Genomic DNA, 19,783 nt, shown 5'->3' on the forward strand with positions numbered 1-19,783 from the left:
CCCCGGGAGTGCTTCGTGCGGCCGTGAACGGGACGGGAGCAGAATGGGATCATGAAGCTCACGAAGAAGTCCCACTCCTGCGTCCGCCTGGAGAAGGACGGACGCGTCCTCGTCCTCGACCCCGGGATGTTCAGCGAGGAGGACGCGGCCCTCGGCGCGGACGCCGTCCTGGTCACGCACGAGCACCCCGACCACTTCGACGAGGGCCGGCTGCGGGCCGCCCTGGAGGCGAACCCGGCCGCTGAGATCTGGACCCTGAAGTCGGTCGCGGAGCAGCTCTCGGCGGCCTTCCCGGGGCGCGTGCACACCGTCGGCCACGGCGACACCTTCACCGCCGCCGGCTTCGACGTCCAGGTCCACGGCGAGCTGCACGCGGTGATCCACCCGGACATCCCGCGCGTCACCAACGTCGGCTACCTCGTCGACGGCGGGAAGCTCTTCCACCCGGGTGACGCGCTCACCGTGCCCGACCGGCCGGTCGAGACGCTGATGCTGCCGGTCATGGCCCCCTGGAACAAGATCTCCGAGGTCATCGACTACGTCCGCGAGGTGAGGCCGCGGCGCGCCTACGACATCCACGACGCCCTTCTCACGGACCTCGCCCGGCCGATCTACGACCGTCAGATCGGCGCGCTCGGCGGCTCGGAACACCTGCGGCTCGCGCCGGGGGGCTCCGCCGAGCTGTGACCCGGCGGGCGGCGGGCGCGCGTTGTCACAGGTGCCGGGTAGGTTGTGGAACATGCGCATCGCGACCTGGAACGTGAACTCGATCACCGCCCGCCTGCCGAGGCTCCTGGCCTGGCTGGAGAGCAGCGGCACGGACGTGCTGTGCCTCCAGGAGGCCAAGGTCGCCGAGGAGAAGTTCCCGGTGGAGGAGGTGCGCGAGCTGGGCTACGAGTCGGCGGTGAACGCCACCGGCCGGTGGAACGGCGTGGCGGTGCTCTCCCGCGTCGGCCTGACGGACGTCGTCAAGGGCCTGCCGGGCGACCCCGGCTACGAAGGCTCCGTCGAGCCCCGCGCCGTCTCCGCGACCTGCGGCCCGGTCCGCGTCTGGTCGGTGTACGTGCCCAACGGGCGCGAGGTGGACCACCCCCACTACGCGTACAAGCTCCAGTGGTTCGAGGCGCTGCGGGCCGCCGTGGCCGGCGACGCGGCGGGCGACCGCCCGTTCGCCGTCCTGGGCGACTACAACGTGGCACCGACCGACGACGACGTCTACGACCGGGCCGACTTCGAGGGCTCCACCCACGTCACCCCCGCCGAGCGCGCCGCCCTCGCCTCCCTGCGCGAGACCGGCCTCTCCGACGTCGTCCCGCGCCCCCTCAAGTACGAGCACCCCTTCACGTACTGGGACTACCGCCAGCTCTGCTTCCCCAAGAACCGCGGCATGCGCATCGACCTGGTGTACGGCAACGAGCCCTTCGCGAAGGCGGTCACGGACTCCTACGTCGACCGCGACGAGCGCAAGGGCAAGGGCGCCTCGGACCACGCGCCGGTCGTGGTGGACCTCGACGTGTAGCAGGGCGCCGCCGGCCGTCGTCCGACCCCGCGCGCCTGTGGTGCGCGGCACGGTACGAATGACAGGCTGGAGGTATGAACATCCCTTTCCTGGGCAACCGGCGCCAGAAGGCAGGGGTTCCCGATCCCGAGGGCATCGCGGAACTCCTCGCCGAGTGCGAACTCTTGCGCTCCCAGGCCGGCCGGGCGGGTGTCCGACTCGACGACTCCCCGGCCTCGTTGGAGGCGCTGGACCAACTGGTGCCGCGCTGGCGGGACGACGAGGAGACCTCGAACTGGCTGGGCAACGACGCGGGGCTGTACCTCGGCACCGTCATCGTGCGCACCGTGCCGGGGGCCGCCTGGGAGATCCGCGCCGACGGGCAGCCGGTCGTACGGCTCACCTCCGGGCGGGAGTTCGACGTCGTGGACGCCGGACACGAGTGGGCGGCCAGCGGCGTGCCCGAGCTGTCCCAGCTGTACGCGGAGGTCGCGGAGGCGTGAGGCCCCGGCCCGCAGCCAGGTGTAAATCGGTATGAATCGGCATAAATACGGCTAATGGCCGAAGAGTGCGTGTCGCGCCTTCCCGGTGATCTTGCCCGGATACGTTGCGGCGACCACCGCACGGCTGAGGACGAGGAGGGACGGGTGTGGCCGTCGATCCGCTGATCGAGCTGCGTGACGTCAACAAGTACTTCGGGGACCTCCACGTCCTCCAGGACATCGGGCTCACCGTGGACAGGGGAGAGGTGGTCGTCGTCATCGGCCCGTCGGGGTCGGGGAAGTCGACGCTGTGCCGGGCGATCAACCGGCTGGAGACCGTCCAGTCCGGCACGATCCTGCTCGACGGGCAGCCGCTCCCGCACGAGGGCAAGGCGCTGGCGCGGCTGCGCGCCGATGTCGGCATGGTCTTCCAGTCCTTCAACCTCTTCGCGCACAAGACCGTGCTGCAGAACGTCTCGCTGGGCCAGGTGAAGGTCCGCGGACGCAAGAAGGAGGACGCCGACCGGCGTTCGCACGCGCTCCTCGACCGCGTCGGCGTCGCCAGTCAGGCGGACAAGTACCCGGCGCAGCTCTCGGGCGGTCAGCAGCAGCGCGTGGCGATCGCGCGGGCGCTGGCCATGGAGCCCAAGGCGATGCTGTTCGACGAGCCGACCTCCGCCCTGGACCCGGAGATGATCAACGAGGTCCTGGAGGTCATGCGGCAACTGGCCGGTGAGGGCATGACCATGATCGTGGTCACGCATGAGATGGGCTTCGCCCGCTCGGCCGCCAACCGCGTGGTCTTCATGGCCGACGGCCGGATCGTGGAGGACCGTACGCCCGACGGGTTCTTCGGCGATCCGCGCAGCGACCGTGCCAAGGACTTCCTCTCCAAGATCCTCAAGCACTGAACGGGGTGACGCCCGTAGACTCCTCCGTCCGGGCCTCGACTAGGATGGTCCCTTCATCCCGGTGGGGGAGGGGACTCCGCGCCAGGAGCGGGGACACCGCCACCGGGAGGGGCCCACCGCCCCACGTCCAACGGGGCGGCGGATCACATCGGCCAGACCCGTCCGGCGGCAGCCGGAGATCACTGCTCGCGCGGCGGACGCGACCCCGACGGGTCGTCCGCCGGCGAGGAGAAGGTCAGCTGCGCGCCGGACGGGTGGTGCTGAACGAGGTCAGTCCGCCCGGTGACTGGTGCGCGGCGCGGCAGCCGGCAGCGCGGTCTGCGCGACCTTGGTCACGTCCGCGACCAGTTCGACCACATCGGGGCCGTACGCCTGCGAGTTGATCACCTTCAGCAGCAGGACGAACGAGTTCGAGCCGTGCTTGCGGGCCAGCCGCTCGTGGTTGCGGGCGAGGTAGCGGGTCGCGGCCTGGTTGGTGATCGCGCGCTGACCGCAGAACAGGAACACCGGCCGCGTCTCGCGCCGTTCACCCGCGGTCAGCCGCGCCAGCAGCACGTACTCGGTGATGCCCGGGTCCATGCGGTAGCGCTCGGAGCCGATCTGGAAGGCGCCCCGGTCCGGGCCCGGCTCCGGATCGACGTTGACCCGCACCCCCGGCAGCATGGCCGCCATGTGGGCCACCATCCGCCGGTTCGAACCCGGCCCGCCCACACAGAACTCGGTCCGTTCGCCGAAGCCCTGGTGGGCCGCGTCCTGGGTGACCATCTGGACGTGCGCCCCGCAGTCCTTGATCAGCGCGGAGAGCTCAAGGAGCGCGAACACGTCGAAGCGGTGCACCGCCGGCTCCGCCGTCGCCGGATCGCGGTTGACGACGAGCAGGGACTCGGAGTTCTGCGGCAGGCCGAAGAACGTCTGCTTGCGCCGGAGCTTCCGCCTCCACAGGTAGGTACGGGCTATCCAGCCCAGCGCGGCGCTGATGCCGGCGGCCACCACGCCCAGAACGATGTTGCGCACGTCGTCACTCATGGGCGCGCATGCTAGCGGTCCCACGCAAACCCGTGTTCGAGACGCAGGCCACAGGGCCCGCCGGACGACGGGACGGCACACCCCTTCGGCATCCCTGACGGGAGCCCGGTGACGAACTAGGCTGCGCGGACAGCCGTTTACCGGAGGTGCGGATGCGTCGTCCCGTCGCACGGAATCTCGCAGTCCTGGCGGTCGGTGCCGCCGTGCTGTCGGTGGGGGCGGCCCCGCCGCCCGACCGGCACGAGGTGCCCTCCCGGCACACCCCCAAGGTCCCGGTGGCCGTCGGTCACGGCGGCGCGGTCTCCAGCGTCGACGCCGACGCCTCCGCCGCCGGGATCGAGATCCTGAGGAAGGGCGGCAACGCCGTCGACGCGGCCGTCGCCACGGCCGCCGCGCTCGGTGTCACCGAGCCCTACTCGGCCGGTGTCGGCGGGGGCGGCTACTTCGTCTACTACGACGCCCGCTCGCGCACCGTGCACACCCTCGACGGCCGCGAGACGGCCCCGCTGACCGCCGACTCCGGACTGTTCCTGGAGAACGGCGAGCCGATCCCGTTCGCCGAAGCGGTCAGCAGCGGACTCGGGGTCGGCACCCCCGGCACGCCCGCCACCTGGCAGCGGGCGCTCGACAAGTGGGGCAAGCGCGGCCTGGGCACGGTCCTGAAACCCGCCGAACGCCTCGCCCACGACGGCTTCACCGTCGACGAGACCTTCCGCGCGCAGACCGCCGCCAACGAGACCCGCTTCCGCCACTTCCCCGACACGGCCGAGCTGTTCCTGCCGGGCGGCGAACTCCCGGTCGTCGGATCCACCTTCAAGAACCCCGATCTGGCCCGTACCTACGAGGAGTTGCGCCGCGAGGGCGTCGACGCCCTGTACCGGGGCGACATCGGCCGGGACATCGTGCGGACGGTCGACAAGCCGCCCGTGGACCCCGATTCCGGCTGGAACGCCCGGCCGGGCGAGCTGTCCGAACGCGATCTCGCCGCCTACCGCGCCAAGTTCCAGCCGCCCACGAAGACCTCGTACCGCGGACTGGACGTCTACTCCATCGCGCCCTCCTCCTCCGGTGGGACCACCGTCGGCGAGGCGCTCAACATCCTGGAGCGCACCGACCTCTCCGACGCGGGCGACGTCCAGTACCTGCACCGCTTCATCGAGGCGAGCCGCATCGCGTTCGCCGACCGGGGGCGCTGGGTCGGCGACCCCGCCTTCGAGGACGTACCGACCGAGGAACTGCTCTCCCAGCGGTTCGCCGACTCGCGCGAATGCCTCATCAGGGACGACGCCGTCCTCACCAGCCCCCTCGCCCCCGGCGACCCCCGCGACCCGGAACCCTGCGCGAGCGGCGACGAGGCCGCACCGACGACGTACGAGGGCGAGAACACCACGCACCTCACCACCGCCGACCGGTGGGGCAACGTCGTCGCCTACACCCTCACCATCGAGCAGACCGGCGGCAGCGGCATCACCGTGCCCGGCCGCGGATTCCTGCTCAACAACGAGCTGACGGACTTCTCCTTCGCTCCGGCGAACCCGGCCGTGCACGACCCGAACCTGCCGGGCCCCGGCAAGCGGCCCCGGTCGTCCATCTCGCCGACGATCGTGCTCGACCGGCACGACCGGCCGGTGGTGGCGCTCGGCTCACCCGGCGGCTCCACCATCATCACCACCGTGCTGCAGACCCTCACCGGGTTCCTCGACCGCGGACTGCCCCTGGTCGACGCGATCGCCGCGCCGCGCGCCAGCCAGCGCAACACGGAGCTGACGGACCTCGAACCCGGCCTGTACGACAGTGAGGTCAGGCAGCGCCTGGAGACCATCGGGCACGCGTTCCGGGAGAACCCGGAGATCGGCGCGGCCACGGCCGTCCAGCGACTGCCGGACGGCACGTGGCTCGCGGCGGCGGAGAAGGTCCGCAGGGGCGGCGGCTCGGCGATGGTGGTCCGTCCGGCGCGCTGAGCACGCCCGGGGACGCCGGTGCCCTCACAGCTCGGGCGCCGGTGTCTCCTGCGTACGGAACACCAGGCGTCCGTCCTCCGTGTCCACCGTCACCCGGCCGCCCTCCCGGACCCGGCCGTCCAGCAGCAGCCGGGAGAGCTGGTTGTCGACCTCCCGCTGGATGGTGCGGCGCAGCGGCCGGGCGCCGTACTCGGGCTGGTAGCCGCGCTCGGCCAGCCAGTCCACGGCCGCGTCGGTGAAGTCGACCGAGATGCCCTGCCCCTCGAGCCCCCGCCGGGTGCTCCCCAGCAGCAGGTCGGTGATCCGCCGCAGCTCCTCCGCGGTCAGCTGGCGGAACACCACGATCTCGTCGATCCGGTTGAGGAACTCGGGCCGGAAGTGCTCCCGCAGCGGCCGCAGGATCTGCTCCCGGCGCGCCTCCTCGTCCGCGTCCGCGCCGCCGGACGCGAAACCCAGGGTCGCGCCGCGCCGGGTGATCGCCTCGGAGCCGAGATTGCTGGTCATCACGATCACGGTGTTGGTGAAGTCCACCGTCCGGCCCTGCGAGTCGGTCAGCCGACCGTCGTCGAGGACCTGGAGCAGGATGTTGAAGACGTCCGGATGAGCCTTCTCCACCTCGTCGAGCAGCAGCAGCGAGTACGGGTGCCGGCGCACCACCTCGGTGAGCTGCCCGGCCTCCTCGTGCCCCACGTAGCCGGGCGGGGCGCCCACCAGCCGGCTCACCGTGTGCCGCTCCTGGTACTCGCTCATGTCGAGGCGCACCATCCGGTCCTCGCTGCCGAACAGCGCCTCGGCGAGCGCCCGCGCCAGCTCCGTCTTGCCGACGCCCGTCGGGCCGAGGAACAGGAAGCTGCCGATCGGCCGGTCGCCGCTGGACAGACCCGCGCGGGAGCGCAGCACCGCGTCCGAGACGACGCGCACCGCCTCCTCCTGGCCGACGACCCGCTGGTGCAGATGCTGCTCCAGGCCCAGCAGCCGGTCCTTCTCCTCCTCGGTGAGACGGCTGACCGGGATGCCCGTCTGCCGGGCCACCACCTGGGCGATCGCCTCGGCGTCCACCCACAGGCTCTGCCCCTCGTCGACCTCGCCGTCGCCGCCGGCGTCCGTGATCCGCTGCTTCAGCTCCACGATGCGGTCCCGCAGCTGTGTGGCCTGCTCGTACTGCTCGTCGGCGACCGCCTGGTCCTTGTCGCAGGTGAGCTGCTCGACCTCGCGCTCCATGGCCCGTACGTCCGTGCCCTTGGTCCGGGCCCGCAGCCGCACCCGCGCGCCGGCCTGGTCGATCAGGTCGATGGCCTTGTCCGGGAGGCGGCGGTCGCTCAGATAGCGGTCGGACAGCTCCACGGCCGCCAGCAGCGCCTCGTCGGTGTAGCGGACCTGGTGGTGGGCCTCGTACCGGTCCCGCAGACCGCGCAGGATCTCGACCGCGTCCGCGGGGGTCGGCTCGGGCACCATGATCGGCTGGAAGCGACGGGCCAGCGCCGCGTCCTTCTCGATCCGGCGGTACTCCTCCAGGGTGGTCGCGCCCACGATGTGCAGCTCGCCGCGGGCGAGGGCCGGCTTGAGGATGTTGCCGGCATCCATCGAGCCGCCCTCGCCTCCGCCCCCGGCGCCGACGACGGTGTGCAGCTCGTCGATGAAGATGATCAGCCGGTCGGAGTGGGACCGGATCTCCTCGACGATGTTGTTCATCCGCTCCTCGAAGTCGCCCCGGTAGCGGGTCCCGGCGACGACGCCCGTCAGGTCCAGGGCGACCACGCGCCGTCCGAGGAGTACGTCGGGCACGTCCCCCTCGGCGATCCGCTGGGCCAGCCCCTCCACGACGGCGGTCTTGCCGACGCCCGCGTCACCGATCAGCACCGGGTTGTTCTTGCCGCGCCGGGAGAGCACCTCGACGGTCTGCTCGATCTCGTCGTCACGTCCGATCACCGGGTCGACACGGCCCTCGCGGGCCAGCGCGGTGAGGTCACGGCCGTACTTGTCGAGGGTCGGCGTGCCCGTCGCGGGACGGGGCCGTTCGGCGCGGGCCTGCGGGGCCTCCGGTGCCTCCGGCGGGCCGGAGGGGGCGAACCGGGCCGCGTTGAGGATGTGCCCTGCGGCCGAGTCGGGGTTGGCGGCGAGGGCGGTGAGCACGTGCTCCGGGCCGATGTAGCCGGCGCCGGACGCCCTGGCCATCTCGTGCGCGTCCAGCAGGGCCCGCTTGACGGCGGGGGTGAGGGACAGCGAGGTCGGCGGCGGGGCCTCGCCCGGGCCGTGCTGTACGGGGCCGGAGCGGTCGTCGATCTGGGACGCCAGGGAGTCGGGGTCCGCGCCGGACCGGCTGAGCAGGCTCCGGGTCGGCTCGGCGGAGAGGGCGGCGCGCAGCAGGTGCTGGGTGTCCAGGTCACGGCTGCCGTGTTCGGCGGCGTACTGGGCGGCGCCGCGTACCAGTTCGCGGGCGGGTTGGCTGAGGAGTCGGCCGATGTCGATCTGGCGGGGGCGTTGTCCGCCGAAGAAGCGGGCGAGGAATTCTGCGAAGGGGTCGCCCTCCGGGCCGACGAAACCACTCGTCATCGTCATCCGTTCCTTCGCTGGGTCGACGTGCCGGGGCCGGGTAACCCGGTCGGGGCTCGCTCATGCCCACGATGACACGATCCGTATCCGCGGGCATGTTCAGTGGGACGACGGGGCACGGCGCGCGGCCCGGTCGCCGCCCGGCCGCAGCATCTGGCTCGCGGCCAGCTCCCGGTAGAGGGGACTCGCGGCCAGCAGTTCCTCGTGCCGCCCCTGGCCGGCCGTGCGGCCCCGGTGCAGGACGACGATGTGGTCGGCGTGCCGCACGGTGGACAGGCGGTGGGCGACGACCAGCAGGGCGCACTCCCGGGCCACGTCCTTCATCACCGTGGTCAGCGCCGCTTCGTTGATCGCGTCCAGGTGCGAGGTGGGCTCGTCGAGCAGCAGCAGCGAGGGACGGGCGAGCAGGGCACGGGCCAGTGCCACGCGTTGGCGTTCGCCGCCGGAGAGGGTGCTCCCGCGCTCGCCGACGACGGCGTCCAGGCCGCCGGGCAGCCGGTCGACGACCTCTTCGAGCCTGGCCAGTTCCACCACCCGCCGGAGCTCCGCCTCCGGGGCGTCGGGCACGGCGTAGGCGATGTTCTCCCGCAGGGTGCCGTGGACGACGTGGGTGTTCTGGTCCACGACGGCGATACGGCGCCGGCACGCGTCGCGGCCCAGTTCGGTGGCCGGCCGGCCACCGAAGAGCACGGCACCCGAATCCGGCTCGTAGAAGCCCGCGACCAGTGCGAAGACCGTGCTCTTCCCGGCGCCCGAGGGGCCCACCAGGGCGACCTGGCGGCGCGCGGCGACGGCGAAGGACACACCGCGCAGCACGGGCCGGTGCGGTTCGTAGCCGAAGTGGACGTCGTCCAGGGCGAGCGCGGGCCGCTCGCCGTCGCGCTCCACCCCGGGGCGGGGCCGGGCGGCGAGACGGACCGGCGTGGCGGCCGGTCCGGTGTGCTCGACGGGGAGGCGCATCACCTGCTCGACCCGCCGGTGGGCGCCCATGCCGCGCTGGACCAGCCCCACCGCGTGGAACACGGAGGACAGCGGCAGGACGAGGTACGAGGCGTACAGCAGGAAGGCGACGAGGTCGCCCAGGGAACCGGACCGTCCGCCCACGCGCAGGCCGCCGACGACGAGGACGAGGAGGAAGGAGCCCTGGACGGCGAGTTCGACGGCGGGGCTCATCACGGAGGCGAGCTTCGCGGTGCGCACGCCCGCGTCGTGGGCCTCCCGCACCCGGGCCCCCACCCGGGCCGACTCCCGTGCCTCGGCGCGGTGCACCCGGACCATGGGCAGGGCGCCCAGCGCCCGCTCCAGGTCGGCGGCGATGGCACCGACCGCGTGCTGCATGCGCTCCGAGGCACACCGGATCGCCTTGAGCAGCGAGGTGACGACACCGGCCGCGACGGCCACGGTCAGGGCGACGAGGAGCAGCAGCAGCGGGTCGAGCCACGCCATCAGGACGAGCGCCCCGGCGGCGACGATGCTCCCGGTCACCAGATCGGCCAGGGCCTGGGAGACGACCTCGCGCAGCAGGGTGGTGTCGGCGGTGACGCGGGAGACGAGGTCGCCGCCGCGGTGGCGGTCGTACTCGCGCATCTCCAGCCGGAGCAGCCGGTCGACCAGGCCGAGCCGGAGCTGGCGTACGACGCCCTCGCCCATGCGCTCCAGGAGGAAGCGGCCCACCGAGCCGGTGACCGCCTCGGCGGCGAACAGCGCGCCGAGCAGCCCCAGCAGCGGCCAGACGACCTGACCGTGGCCGCTCGCGTCCACGGCCTGCCGGGCGACGAGCGGCTGGGCCAGCCCGAGGGCGGAGCCCGCGAGGGTCAGCAGGACGGCCACGCCGATGGCCCGCCGGTGCCCGGCGGTGAGGCGGTAGAGCGTACGGAGCGCGGCCCGGGTGGACCGGTCCTCACCCGAGGACCCCGGGGGATCGGCGGTCCCGTCCCGCTGCCCGGCGTCCCGGTCCGGAACACCGGCCGACGCCCCGGCACACGGTGGGCTCCCGGTGGGCCGGTCGGGGGGTGCCGGGTCGTGGGTCGCCGGTTCGGGGTGCGCCGGGCCGGGGGGTGCCGGGGCCTCGGTCGTCGGGCCGGTGGGCGTCGGGCGTGCCGGTGCCGGTGTCGGTGTTGGGGCGCCGGGGGCCGGTGGTCGGTGGTCGGTCATCGCGACGGTGGGCGGGGGGGCGGCTCCACGGAGACCAGGCGGGCGAAGTAGCCGTCGGGCACGCCTTCGCCGACCGGGTGCCCCTCGGCCTCGATCCAGGCGTGGGCGGTGAAGGGCGGCACGACACGGACCCCGGCGCACCAGGTCGGCCACGTCCCGCGCAGCCGGCACAGCAGCGCGGCGCCCAGGGAACGCGGCAGGCACCCCTTCGGCCCGGTGCAGCGCAGGCTGACGGCGCACAGGGCGTCGCGCGCGCCTTGCGCCTGGACGGCGGTGGCGGGCGCCGCGCCACGCCGCAGCACGTGCAGCACGGCGCGGATGCGGCGCGGCGGCAGCAGGGCGAGGACGCTGGCGGGCGCCAGGACCAGCCGGGCGGCCAGCCGCTGTCCGAACGGCACACCGGTGGGGCGTTCCAGCGCGCTGGGTGTCGTCATGAGGCCAGCCCCGCCTCGCGCAGATCACCGACGAGCGCCTGGACGTCCCGCACGGCCTGCGCCGTATCGATGTCGAACTCGCGGACCAGGGCGGCGGCAGCGTCGGCGACCTCGCCGCCGTCCAGCAGCGCCCGCACCACCAGCGTGGCGGTGGGATTCAACTCCCAGTATGTTCCGGCCCGTTCGTCCAGGAGCACGGTGCCGTAGTCGGTCTCGGCCGTGGAGACGTGTGCGTCGAAACGCAAGGGCATGGCATCACCTTTCTGCGCCGCGGGCGGGGCCTCGCGGCACGTGCGGCAGGCGGGAATCGTCGGACAGGTCCCACGGGACACGGGTGCCGGTGCGGGCGGAGGGGTCGCCGCGTCTGCGGGAGAGCCCGCGCAGCCACACCTCGGCGGCGATCGTCGAGTAGAGGACGGCGTCGGACAGGCCGGGGGAGGCCGGCCGCCGGGCGAGACGGCGCAGCTCGGCCCCGTCCACCAGACCGAGCCGCTCCAGCCGGGAGTCCTCCCACAGCGACAGCAGGTCGGCGCGGTTCTCGCGCAGTCCGTCGGCAGCGTCCATGGAGGCCGTGGCCTTGGTGGTCCGGCGCAGGCACGGTTCGGGAACCACCCCGCTCATCGCGGTGGTCAGCACCGGCTTGTACCGGAACGGTGTGACGCGTTCGGCCGGACGCACGGCGAGGCACGCCTCGATGACCCGGTCGTCGAGGAAGGGCGAGGCCATCGGCAGGCCGGTGCGGGCCGCCGTGTGGTCCCACTGCCTGATGACACGCGTGGTGGAGCGGATCTGCTCCAGGTCCGCGTGCATGCCCCGGTCGGGGTGCAGAGGAGTCGCCGTCGCGACGGCGTCGAGCAGCGCCCGCCGCACCAGCCCCTCGGCGTCCGCGGTCACCCAGTCGAGCAGGCGGGGAGCCATGCCCCAGCCGAGTCCCGTGCCGACGGAGGACGGCGCGGCCGGTTCGCGCAGCCGGCCGGCGGTGTCGGCGAGCCACTTTCCGTACGGTCGTGTGTCGGCCAGGGCACGGACCGTGCCGCCGAGCGGCCACTGCCACAGGGCCCGGAACCCGCGCAGTCGCCGCAGCGCGTGCAGGGGGCGGGTGCGCAGCAGCCGGTGGTAGTACGCCTCGGAGCACCAGGCCACGTGGTCGCCGCCGATGCCGGTCAGGTGTACGCGGCTGCCGCGCGCGGCCAGTCCCGGCAGGTGGTGCAGGGCCCGGGAGCGGTCCATCACGCCGATGGTGGGTTCGTCCAGCACGTCGTCGATGTCCAGCAGATCGTCGTAGACCAGCGGCGAGGCGTCGGCGTCCCAGACCACGTGCTCGACGTCCGGGAGATACCGGGCCGCCCGCTCGGCCCAGTACAGGTCGGTGTCCGCCGGGTCGCGTCCGGGCCAGGTGCCGGCCACCACGCGCGCGGGGGAGCGGTCGGCGAGGAAGCAGACGGAGGTGGAGTCCAGCCCGCCGGACAGGTCGCAGCTGACCACGCCGCCCTGCCGGGTCCGCGCGCCGACGGCTTCCCGGAGGGCCGTGCGGACCGCCTCGGCCGCATCCGCCAGCGGCACGACCGGTTCGGGCGGCGTCCACCAGCGGGTGTGCCGGTGACCGCGCCCGTCCGCGGCGACGATCACCGCCTCATGCGGGGGTACGGCGGTGACGGCGGGCCACAGGGACGTCTCGTACAGCGGATACGGGGCGGGCCACAGCAGCCGGACGGCCAGTTCCGCGGGATCGGGGTCGAGGCCGAGGACGTCGGCGAGCACGTCGGCCCGGGTGGCGACGACCCGTGTGCCGGCGATCTCCGCGTGGAAGACCAGCCGGAGACCGGAGGCCGTGCCCTGGACCCGGATCCTCCCGCCGAGGGCGGCCACCAGATGGAAGCTGCCCGGGAGGGACCGGGCCAGTGCGTCGATCTCGGCCAGGTCGCGCAACCGGGCCGCCCGGTGCCGCAGTTCGTCCGCCTCCACGGGGCAGCAGCCGATGACCGCCAGGGCGGTGTCACCGGCGCGCACGGTGACGGCCTCGTCGTCGCGCCAGTGGCCGACCAGCCAGGGCCGGCCCGAGGGATGGCTCACGGTCCGGCAGCCGGGCAGGGCGAAGGAGCGGGCCGCGGCGGCCGCTTCCTCGCGGTCGGTGAAGACCACGAAGTGCGCCTCGCCGGGGCCCGTTCCCGCACTTGCGTGCAGTGGTGTCATGACGTCGGGTCGGTGCCGTCCGTCAGTTCTTGCTCAGGATCAGCCGGTCGTTCCCGGACCGGCCCAGGAGCCCGGTCTCCTTGCGGAACGTACCGAGACGTACGAGGGTCGGCGCTTCGTATGCCTTCTTCATGACTCTCCTCGCGTGCTGGTTGCTCGGCCCGCTCCCCTCTTCGACCTGCCCGTGACTCATCGGGAGCCCGGGCGAGGAGCGGCGCGGCACCCAGCTAGCGGCAGAACTGCCGGACAAGGCAAGAAGATCCAGAAAAATATGACTGTGTGCAAAATGCCTGGTGATTCCGCTTACGGGTCGGCCTGACTCCGTCCTTTCAGGTGCGGTATGCGTGTGTTGATCACTCCGCTGTCTCTAGGGAGAAACGTTTCCACCTCGCCTTCCGTGCCGCATCGCCCGCCCGGTGCGCCGGTCCGGGCGAGTGCGTGGAAGGGGAGCCGCCGGGGCGCGCTCACGAGCTTCGGCGTGCACTGCCCGCCTCCGCTTCGTGCGGGCGAAGGGGAGGCGGGCGTTCTCACGCGGCTCGGCGGGCCGTCAGGACACGCGGTCCGTTCTCGGTGATCGCGACCGTGTGTTCCGTGTGGGCGGCGCGGGAGCCGTCGTCGGTGCGGAGGGTCCAGCCGTCCGGGGCGGCGTGGTACGTGTCGGTGCCGCCCGCGATCAGCATGGGTTCGATCGCGAACACCATGCCGTGCCGCAGGGGCATGCCCCGGCCCGGCCGGCCCTCGTTCGGCACGCCCGGGTCCTCGTGCATGCGGCGGCCGATGCCGTGGCCGCCGAAGTCCTCCATGATGCCGTACCCCCCGGCGCGGCACACCGTGCCGATCGCGTGCGCGATGTCGCCGATGCGGTTGCCGACGACGGCCGCCTCGATGCCCGCCGCGAGCGCCCGCTCGGCGGTCTCGATCAGCGTCACGTCGGCCGGGCGCGGGGTGCCCACGGTGAAACTGATCGCCGAGTCCCCGGCCCAGCCGCCCAGCTGGGCACCGCAGTCGATCGAGACGAGGTCCCCGTCGCGCAGCCGGTAGCCGTCCGGGATGCCGTGCACGATCGCGTCGTTCACGGACGCGCAGATCACGGCCGGGAACGGGGTCGGCGCGAAGGAGGGCCGGTAGCCCAGGAAGGGCGAGGTCGCACCCGCCGCGCGCAGCACGTCCCGTGCCACCTGGTCCAGCTCCAGCAGGGAAACGCCCACGTCGGCGGCGTTCCGTACGGCCGTCAGCGCGCTCGCGACGACCTGGCCCGCCTCGTACATGGCATCGATCGATGTGTCGGTCTTCAGCTCCACCATGCCAATTACTATACCGGTATTAGAATGGGTGCCATGGTGCGCACCCCCTTGACCCCCGAAGAGCGCGAACGCGGCGAGCGGCTCGGCCGACTGCTGCGCGAGGCGCGCGGCGGCCGCAGCATGGCCGAGATCGCGGCGAACGCCGGCATCTCCGCGGAGACCCTCCGCAAGATCGAGACGGGGCGTGCCCCGACCCCGGCCTTCTTCACGGTGGCCGCGCTGGCCGGCACGCTCGGTCTGTCGATGGACGAGCTCGTGGGGCGCTGCGCCCCCACCGCGCCGAGCACGTCGATCGCCGCCTGAGTCCGGTCCCGGCGCGCGGTCCCGGTTCCGGCCCCGGCGCGCGGTACACGGCCCGCGTCCCGCCTGCGCGAGGCGCGGGCTCCGCTGGACGTCCGCGTTCGGGCACGCGCATCCGACGGCGCGGCCCGCCAGCCGCCCCCGACGGCGCGCCCCGCCCGCCGCCCGCGTCGCCGGATGCACCGCCCGGCCGGGCTCCGGTGCCGCGGGCGACTCACCCACAGGGGTGTGAAACGGCGTCGACTCCACGGCCGCGGCGACGATGGTCTTGGCAAGGCCGCCCGAGAGGCTTACGTTCGTCCCTCTACGGCCGTTTCTACGGGCGTAGAGGCTCTGACGTCGTGTCGAAGGAGCAGCTCATGGCCAACGTCGTACGTGCCGCTCTGGTCCAGGCCACCTGGACCGGTGACACCGAGTCCATGCTGGCGAAACACGAGGAGCACGCCCGTGAGGCCGCCCGGCGGGGCGCGAAGGTCATCGGGTTCCAGGAGGTGTTCAACGCCCCCTACTTCTGTCAGGTCCAGGATCCCGAGCACTACCGCTGGGCCGAGCCCGTGCCCGACGGGCCGACCGTCCACCGGATGCGGGAGCTGGCCCGCGAGACCGGCATGGTGATCGTCGTGCCGGTGTTCGAGGTCGAGCAGTCGGGCTACTACTACAACACCGCCGCCGTGATCGACGCCGACGGCACCGTCCTCGGCAAGTACCGCAAGCACCACATCCCGCAGGTCAAGGGTTTCTGGGAGAAGTTCTACTTCCGGCCCGGCAACCTGGGCTGGCCCGTCTTCGACACCGCCGTCGGCAAGGTCGGCGTCTACATCTGCTACGACCGCCACTTCCCGGAGGGCTGGCGGCAACTCGGCATCAACGGCGCCCAGTTGGTCTACAACCCGTCCGCCACGCACCGCGGCCTCTCGTCCCACCTGTGGCGGCTGGAGCAGCCGGCGGCGGCCGTCGCCAACGAGTACTTCGTCGCCGCGATCAACCGTGTGGGCGTGGAGGAGTACGGCGACAACGACTTCTACGGCACCTCGTACTTCGTCGACCCGCGCGGGCAGTTCGTCGGCGACGTCGCCAGCGACAGCAAGGAGGAACTCGTGGTCCGCGACCTGGACTTCGACCTCATCGAGGAGGTGCGGCAGCAGTGGGCCTTCTACCGCGACCGCCGCCCCGACGCCTACGAGGGGCTGGTACGGCCGTGACCGACGACCTGCTGGGCCGCCACCGGTCCGTGCTCCCCGACTGGCTCGCCCTCTACTACGAGGAGCCCATCGAGATCACCCACGGCGAGGGCCGCCACGTCTGGGACTCCGACGGCAACCGCTACCTCGACTTCTTCGGCGGCATCCTCACCACCATGACCGCCCACGCCCTGCCCGAGGTCACCAAGGCGGTGAGCGACCAGGCCGGGCGGATCGTCCACTCCTCCACCCTCTACCTCAACCGGCAGATGGTGGAACTCGCCGAGCGCATCGCCCAGTTGAGCGGCATCCCGGACGCCCGGGTCTTCTTCACCACCTCCGGCACCGAGGCCAACGACACCGCCCTGCTGCTCGCCACCGCCTACCGGAACAGCAACACGATCCTGGCGATGCGCAACAGCTACCACGGCCGCTCCTTCAGCTCGGTCGGCATCACCGGCAACCGCGGCTGGTCCCCGACCTCGCTCTCCCCGCTCCAGACGCTGTACGTCCACGGCGGCGTGCGCACCCGGGGCCCGTTCGCCGCGCTCGACGACTACGACTTCGTCGCGGCCTGCGTCGACGACCTGAAGGACCTCCTCGGCCACACCCGCCCGCCCGCCGCGCTGATCGCCGAGCCGATCCAGGGCGTCGGCGGCTTCACCTCGCCGCCCGACGGACTGTACGCGGCCTTCCGCGAGGTGCTGCACGAGCGGGGCATCCTGTGGATCGCCGACGAGGTGCAGACCGGCTGGGGCCGCACCGGCGAGCACTTCTGGGGCTGGCAGGCCCACGGCCGCGGCGGCCCCCCGGACATGCTGACCTTCGCCAAGGGCATCGGCAACGGCATGTCCATCGGCGGGGTCGTCGCCCGCTCCGAGATCATGAACTGCCTGGACGCCAACAGCATTTCGACGTTCGGCGGCACCCAGATCACCATGGCGGCCGGCCTGGCCAACCTCAACTACCTGCTGGAGCACGACCTCCAGGGCAACGCCCGCCGGGTCGGCGGCCTGCTCATCGAGCGGCTGCGGGCCGCCGCCGCCCACGTCCCCGCCGTACGCGAGGTGCGCGGGCGCGGGCTGATGATCGGCATCGAGCTGGCGAGACCCGGCACCGACGAGGCCGATCCGGCGGCCGCGTCCGCCGTCCTGGAGGCGGCCCGCGCGGGCGGTCTGCTCATCGGCAAGGGCGGCGGCCACAACACCAGCGCCCTGCGCGTCGCCCCGCCGCTCTCCCTCAACGTCGCGGAGGCCGAGGAGGGCGCCGAGATCCTCGAACGCGCCCTGCGGAGCACGTCGTAGCACCGGCTCGCAGAGCTCGTAGCGCTCGTATCGCTCGTAGAGAGGGAGCAGCATGAGCAGCCGCACCGTCATCCGCGGTGGCCTCGTCATCACCGCCTCCGACGAGATCCACGCCGACGTCCTGATCGAGGACGGCCGCGTCGCCGCCCTCGCCGCCTCAGCCACCCCGGCCGCCGACGCCTTCACCGCCGACCGGACCATCGACGCCACCGGCAAGTACGTCATCCCGGGCGGGGTCGACGCCCACACCCACATGGAGCTGCCGTTCGGCGGCACCTTCGCCTCCGACACCTTCGAGACCGGCACCCGGGCCGCCGCCTGGGGCGGTACGACCACCGTCGTCGACTTCGCCGTGCAGAGCGTCGGCCAGTCCCTGCGCCGGGGCCTGGACGCCTGGCACGCCAAGGCCGAGGGCACCTGCGCCATCGACTACGGCTTCCACATGATCGTCTCGGACGTCAACGCCGAGACGCTGAAGGAAATGGACCTTCTGGTGGAAGAGGGAGTCACGTCATTCAAGCAATTCATGGCGTATCCAGGGGTTTTCTACTCCGACGACGGTCAGATCCTGCGCGCCATGCAGCGCTCCGCCGAGAACGGCGGGCTGATCATGATGCACGCCGAGAACGGCATCGCCATCGACGTGCTCGTCGAACAGGCCCTCGCCCGCGGCGAGACCGACCCCCGCTACCACGGTGAAGTGCGCAAGGCGCTCCTCGAGGCCGAGGCCACCCACCGCGCCATCCGGCTCGCCCAGGTCGCCGGGGCCCCGCTGTACGTCGTGCACGTCTCCGCGACCGAGGCGGTCGCCGAGCTGGCGCGGGCCCGCGACGAGGGCCTGAACGTCTTCGGCGAGACCTGTCCGCAGTACCTGTTCCTCTCCACCGACAACCTCGCCGAGCCCGGCTTCGAGGGCGCCAAGTACGTGTGCAGCACCCCGCTCAGGCCCAAGGAGCACCAGGCCGCACTGTGGCGGGGCCTGCGCACCAACGACCTCCAGGTGGTCTCCACCGACCACTGCCCCTTCTGCTTCACGGGCCAGAAGGAACTCGGCCGGGGCGACTTCTCCAAGATCCCCAACGGTCTCCCCGGCGTGGAGAACCGCATGGACCTGCTCCACCAGGCCGTCCTCGACGGACACATCTCCCGCCGCCGCTGGATCGAGATCGCCTGCGCCACACCGGCCCGGATGTTCGGCCTGTACCCGAAGAAGGGCACCATCGCGCCTGGCGCCGACGCCGACGTCGTCATCTACGACCCGGGCGCCGAGCAGGTCATGTCCGCCGGCACCCACCACATGAACGTCGACTACTCGGCCTACGAGGGCAAGCGGGTCACCGGCCGCGTCGAGACCGTCCTCTCGCGCGGCGTCCCCGTCATCACCGACCGGGAGTACACCGGGCGGGCCGGACACGGCGTCTACACCCCGCGGTCCACCTGTCAGTACCTCACCTAGGAGAGCCGCGCATGGACTTCGGACTCGTCCTGCAGACCGACCCGCCGGCCTCACGGGTCGTCAGCCTGATGAAGCGCGCCGAGCGCAACGGCTTCACCCACGGCTGGACCTTCGACTCCGCCGTACTGTGGCAGGAACCCTTCGTGATCTACAGCCAGATCCTGGCCAACACCACGAAACTGAAGGTCGGCCCGATGGTCACCAACCCGGGCACCCGCACCTGGGAGGTCACCGCCTCCACCTTCGCCACCCTCAACGACATGTACGGCAACCGCACCGTCTGCGGCATCGGCCGCGGCGACTCCGCGATGCGCGTCGCCGGACGCAGACCCAACACCCTGGCCCGCCTCGGCGAGGCCATCGACGCGATCCGCGACCTCGCCGAAGGGCGCGAGGCCGAGGTCGACGGGCAGCCGCTGCGGATCCCGTGGGTGCGGGACGGCAGGCTGCCCGTCTGGATGGCCGCGTACGGGCCGAAGGCGCTCGCCCTCGCCGGACGCAAGGCCGACGGCTTCATCCTCCAGCTCGCCGACCCGTACCTGACCGAGTGGATGGTGAAGGCCGTACGCGCCGCCGCCGTGGAGGCGGGGCGCGACCCCGCCTCCGTCACCGTCTGCGTCGCCGCCCCCGCGTACGTCGGCGACGACCTGGCGCACGCCCGCGAGCAGTGCCGCTGGTTCGGCGGCATGGTCGGCAACCACGTCGCCGACCTGGTCGCCCGCTACGGGGAGCACTCCGGCCTGGTCCCCGAGGCGCTGACGTCGTACATCAAGGAACGGCACGGCTACGACTACAGCCACCACGGGCGGGCCGGCAACCCGTCCACGGACTTCGTCCCCGACGAGATCGTCGACCGGTTCTGCCTGCTCGGCCCGGTCGAGGCGCACATCGAGAAGCTGCGGGCGCTGCGGGAGCTGGGCGTGGACCAGTTCGCCGTGTACGACATGCACGACGCGCAGGAGACGACGATCGACGCGTACGGCGCGGAGATCATCCCGGCACTCCATCCGTAACCCTCGCCGAAGG

17 protein-coding genes and 1 pseudogene are annotated in these 19,783 nt (G+C 72.4%); 10 read left to right on the forward strand and 8 right to left on the reverse strand.

What is annotated here, in order from left to right:
* The first annotated feature begins 51 nt into the window (after positions 1-51).
* From AMK33_RS03625 to AMK33_RS03640, 4 genes are all read left to right on the forward strand, one after another.
* Positions 52-687 (forward strand): MBL fold metallo-hydrolase, encoded by a 636-nt coding sequence (locus AMK33_RS03625; protein ID WP_073931185.1) that lies wholly within the window; start codon positions 52-54, stop codon positions 685-687.
* A gap of 52 nt (positions 688-739) precedes the next feature.
* Complete coding sequence (locus AMK33_RS03630) at positions 740-1,519, forward strand: exodeoxyribonuclease III (RefSeq protein ID WP_073931186.1); 780 nt, start codon at positions 740-742, stop codon at positions 1,517-1,519.
* A 74-nt stretch (positions 1,520-1,593) separates the two neighbouring features.
* Positions 1,594-2,001 carry a DUF6278 family protein gene (locus AMK33_RS03635; protein ID WP_073931187.1) on the forward strand — a complete coding sequence of 136 codons (408 nt, stop codon included), beginning with the start codon at positions 1,594-1,596 and terminating at the stop codon, positions 1,999-2,001.
* 146 nt (positions 2,002-2,147) lie between these two features.
* Positions 2,148-2,891, forward strand: a complete 744-nt coding sequence (locus AMK33_RS03640; protein ID WP_073931188.1) for an amino acid ABC transporter ATP-binding protein — start codon at positions 2,148-2,150, stop codon at positions 2,889-2,891.
* A 270-nt stretch (positions 2,892-3,161) separates the two neighbouring features.
* Here AMK33_RS03640 and AMK33_RS03645 read toward each other — a convergent pair whose 3' ends face one another.
* Positions 3,162-3,917: a hypothetical protein gene (locus AMK33_RS03645; RefSeq protein WP_073931189.1), complete on the reverse strand. Its 756-nt coding sequence runs from the start codon at positions 3,915-3,917 to the stop codon at positions 3,162-3,164.
* A 152-nt stretch (positions 3,918-4,069) separates the two neighbouring features.
* Here AMK33_RS03645 and ggt point away from each other — a divergent pair, with 152 nt between their 5' ends.
* On the forward strand, positions 4,070-5,878 hold the full coding sequence (gene ggt / locus AMK33_RS03650) for a gamma-glutamyltransferase (protein ID WP_073931190.1): 1,809 nt from the start codon (positions 4,070-4,072) through the stop codon (positions 5,876-5,878).
* 24 nt (positions 5,879-5,902) lie between these two features.
* Here ggt and AMK33_RS03655 read toward each other — a convergent pair whose 3' ends face one another.
* From AMK33_RS03655 to map, 7 genes and pseudogenes are all read right to left on the reverse strand, one after another.
* Complete coding sequence (locus AMK33_RS03655; RefSeq protein WP_073931512.1) at positions 5,903-8,431, reverse strand: ATP-dependent Clp protease ATP-binding subunit; 2,529 nt, start codon at positions 8,429-8,431, stop codon at positions 5,903-5,905.
* A 99-nt stretch (positions 8,432-8,530) separates the two neighbouring features.
* On the reverse strand, positions 8,531-10,585 hold the full coding sequence (locus AMK33_RS03660; protein WP_079194724.1) for an ABC transporter ATP-binding protein: 2,055 nt from the start codon (positions 10,583-10,585) through the stop codon (positions 8,531-8,533).
* Complete coding sequence (locus tag AMK33_RS03665; RefSeq protein WP_073931191.1) at positions 10,582-11,019, reverse strand: lasso peptide biosynthesis B2 protein; 438 nt, start codon at positions 11,017-11,019, stop codon at positions 10,582-10,584. Before AMK33_RS03665 ends, AMK33_RS03660 begins: the two co-directional genes overlap by 4 nt.
* Entirely contained in the window at positions 11,016-11,270 is a 255-nt protein-coding gene (locus AMK33_RS03670) for a lasso peptide biosynthesis PqqD family chaperone (protein WP_073931192.1), read from the reverse strand. Before AMK33_RS03670 ends, AMK33_RS03665 begins: the two co-directional genes overlap by 4 nt.
* Positions 11,271-11,388: 118 nt before the next feature.
* Positions 11,389-13,212: pseudogene (locus AMK33_RS03675) on the reverse strand (lasso peptide isopeptide bond-forming cyclase); the annotation flags it as partial.
* 22 nt (positions 13,213-13,234) lie between these two features.
* Positions 13,235-13,345: a keywimysin-related RiPP gene (locus AMK33_RS41105; protein ID WP_107102704.1), complete on the reverse strand. Its 111-nt coding sequence runs from the start codon at positions 13,343-13,345 to the stop codon at positions 13,235-13,237.
* A gap of 394 nt (positions 13,346-13,739) precedes the next feature.
* A complete protein-coding gene (map, locus tag AMK33_RS03680; protein WP_073931193.1) occupies positions 13,740-14,516 on the reverse strand; it encodes a type I methionyl aminopeptidase in 777 nt (258 codons plus the stop codon).
* A gap of 33 nt (positions 14,517-14,549) precedes the next feature.
* Between map and AMK33_RS03685 the strand changes: the two genes are divergently transcribed.
* From AMK33_RS03685 to AMK33_RS03705, 5 genes are all read left to right on the forward strand, one after another.
* Positions 14,550-14,819, forward strand: a complete 270-nt coding sequence (locus AMK33_RS03685; RefSeq protein ID WP_073931513.1) for a helix-turn-helix domain-containing protein — start codon at positions 14,550-14,552, stop codon at positions 14,817-14,819.
* A gap of 356 nt (positions 14,820-15,175) precedes the next feature.
* Positions 15,176-16,018 (forward strand): nitrilase-related carbon-nitrogen hydrolase, encoded by an 843-nt coding sequence (locus tag AMK33_RS03690; protein WP_073931194.1) that lies wholly within the window; start codon positions 15,176-15,178, stop codon positions 16,016-16,018.
* Positions 16,015-17,301 carry an aspartate aminotransferase family protein gene (locus AMK33_RS03695; protein ID WP_073931195.1) on the forward strand — a complete coding sequence of 429 codons (1,287 nt, stop codon included), beginning with the start codon at positions 16,015-16,017 and terminating at the stop codon, positions 17,299-17,301. The genes AMK33_RS03690 and AMK33_RS03695 overlap by 4 nt, the downstream gene beginning before the upstream one ends.
* Positions 17,302-17,353: 52 nt before the next feature.
* The gene (gene hydA, locus AMK33_RS03700; protein ID WP_073931196.1) at positions 17,354-18,757 is read left to right on the forward strand and encodes a dihydropyrimidinase; all 1,404 of its coding nucleotides are present in this window, start codon (positions 17,354-17,356) and stop codon (positions 18,755-18,757) included.
* Positions 18,758-18,768: 11 nt separating this feature from the next.
* Positions 18,769-19,770, forward strand: a complete 1,002-nt coding sequence (locus AMK33_RS03705; RefSeq protein WP_073931197.1) for a TIGR03842 family LLM class F420-dependent oxidoreductase — start codon at positions 18,769-18,771, stop codon at positions 19,768-19,770.
* Positions 19,771-19,783 lie beyond the last annotated feature (13 nt).

It is taken from the genome of Streptomyces sp. CB02400, assembly GCF_001905725.1.
GTDB classification, from domain to species: domain Bacteria; phylum Actinomycetota; class Actinomycetes; order Streptomycetales; family Streptomycetaceae; genus Streptomyces; species Streptomyces atrovirens.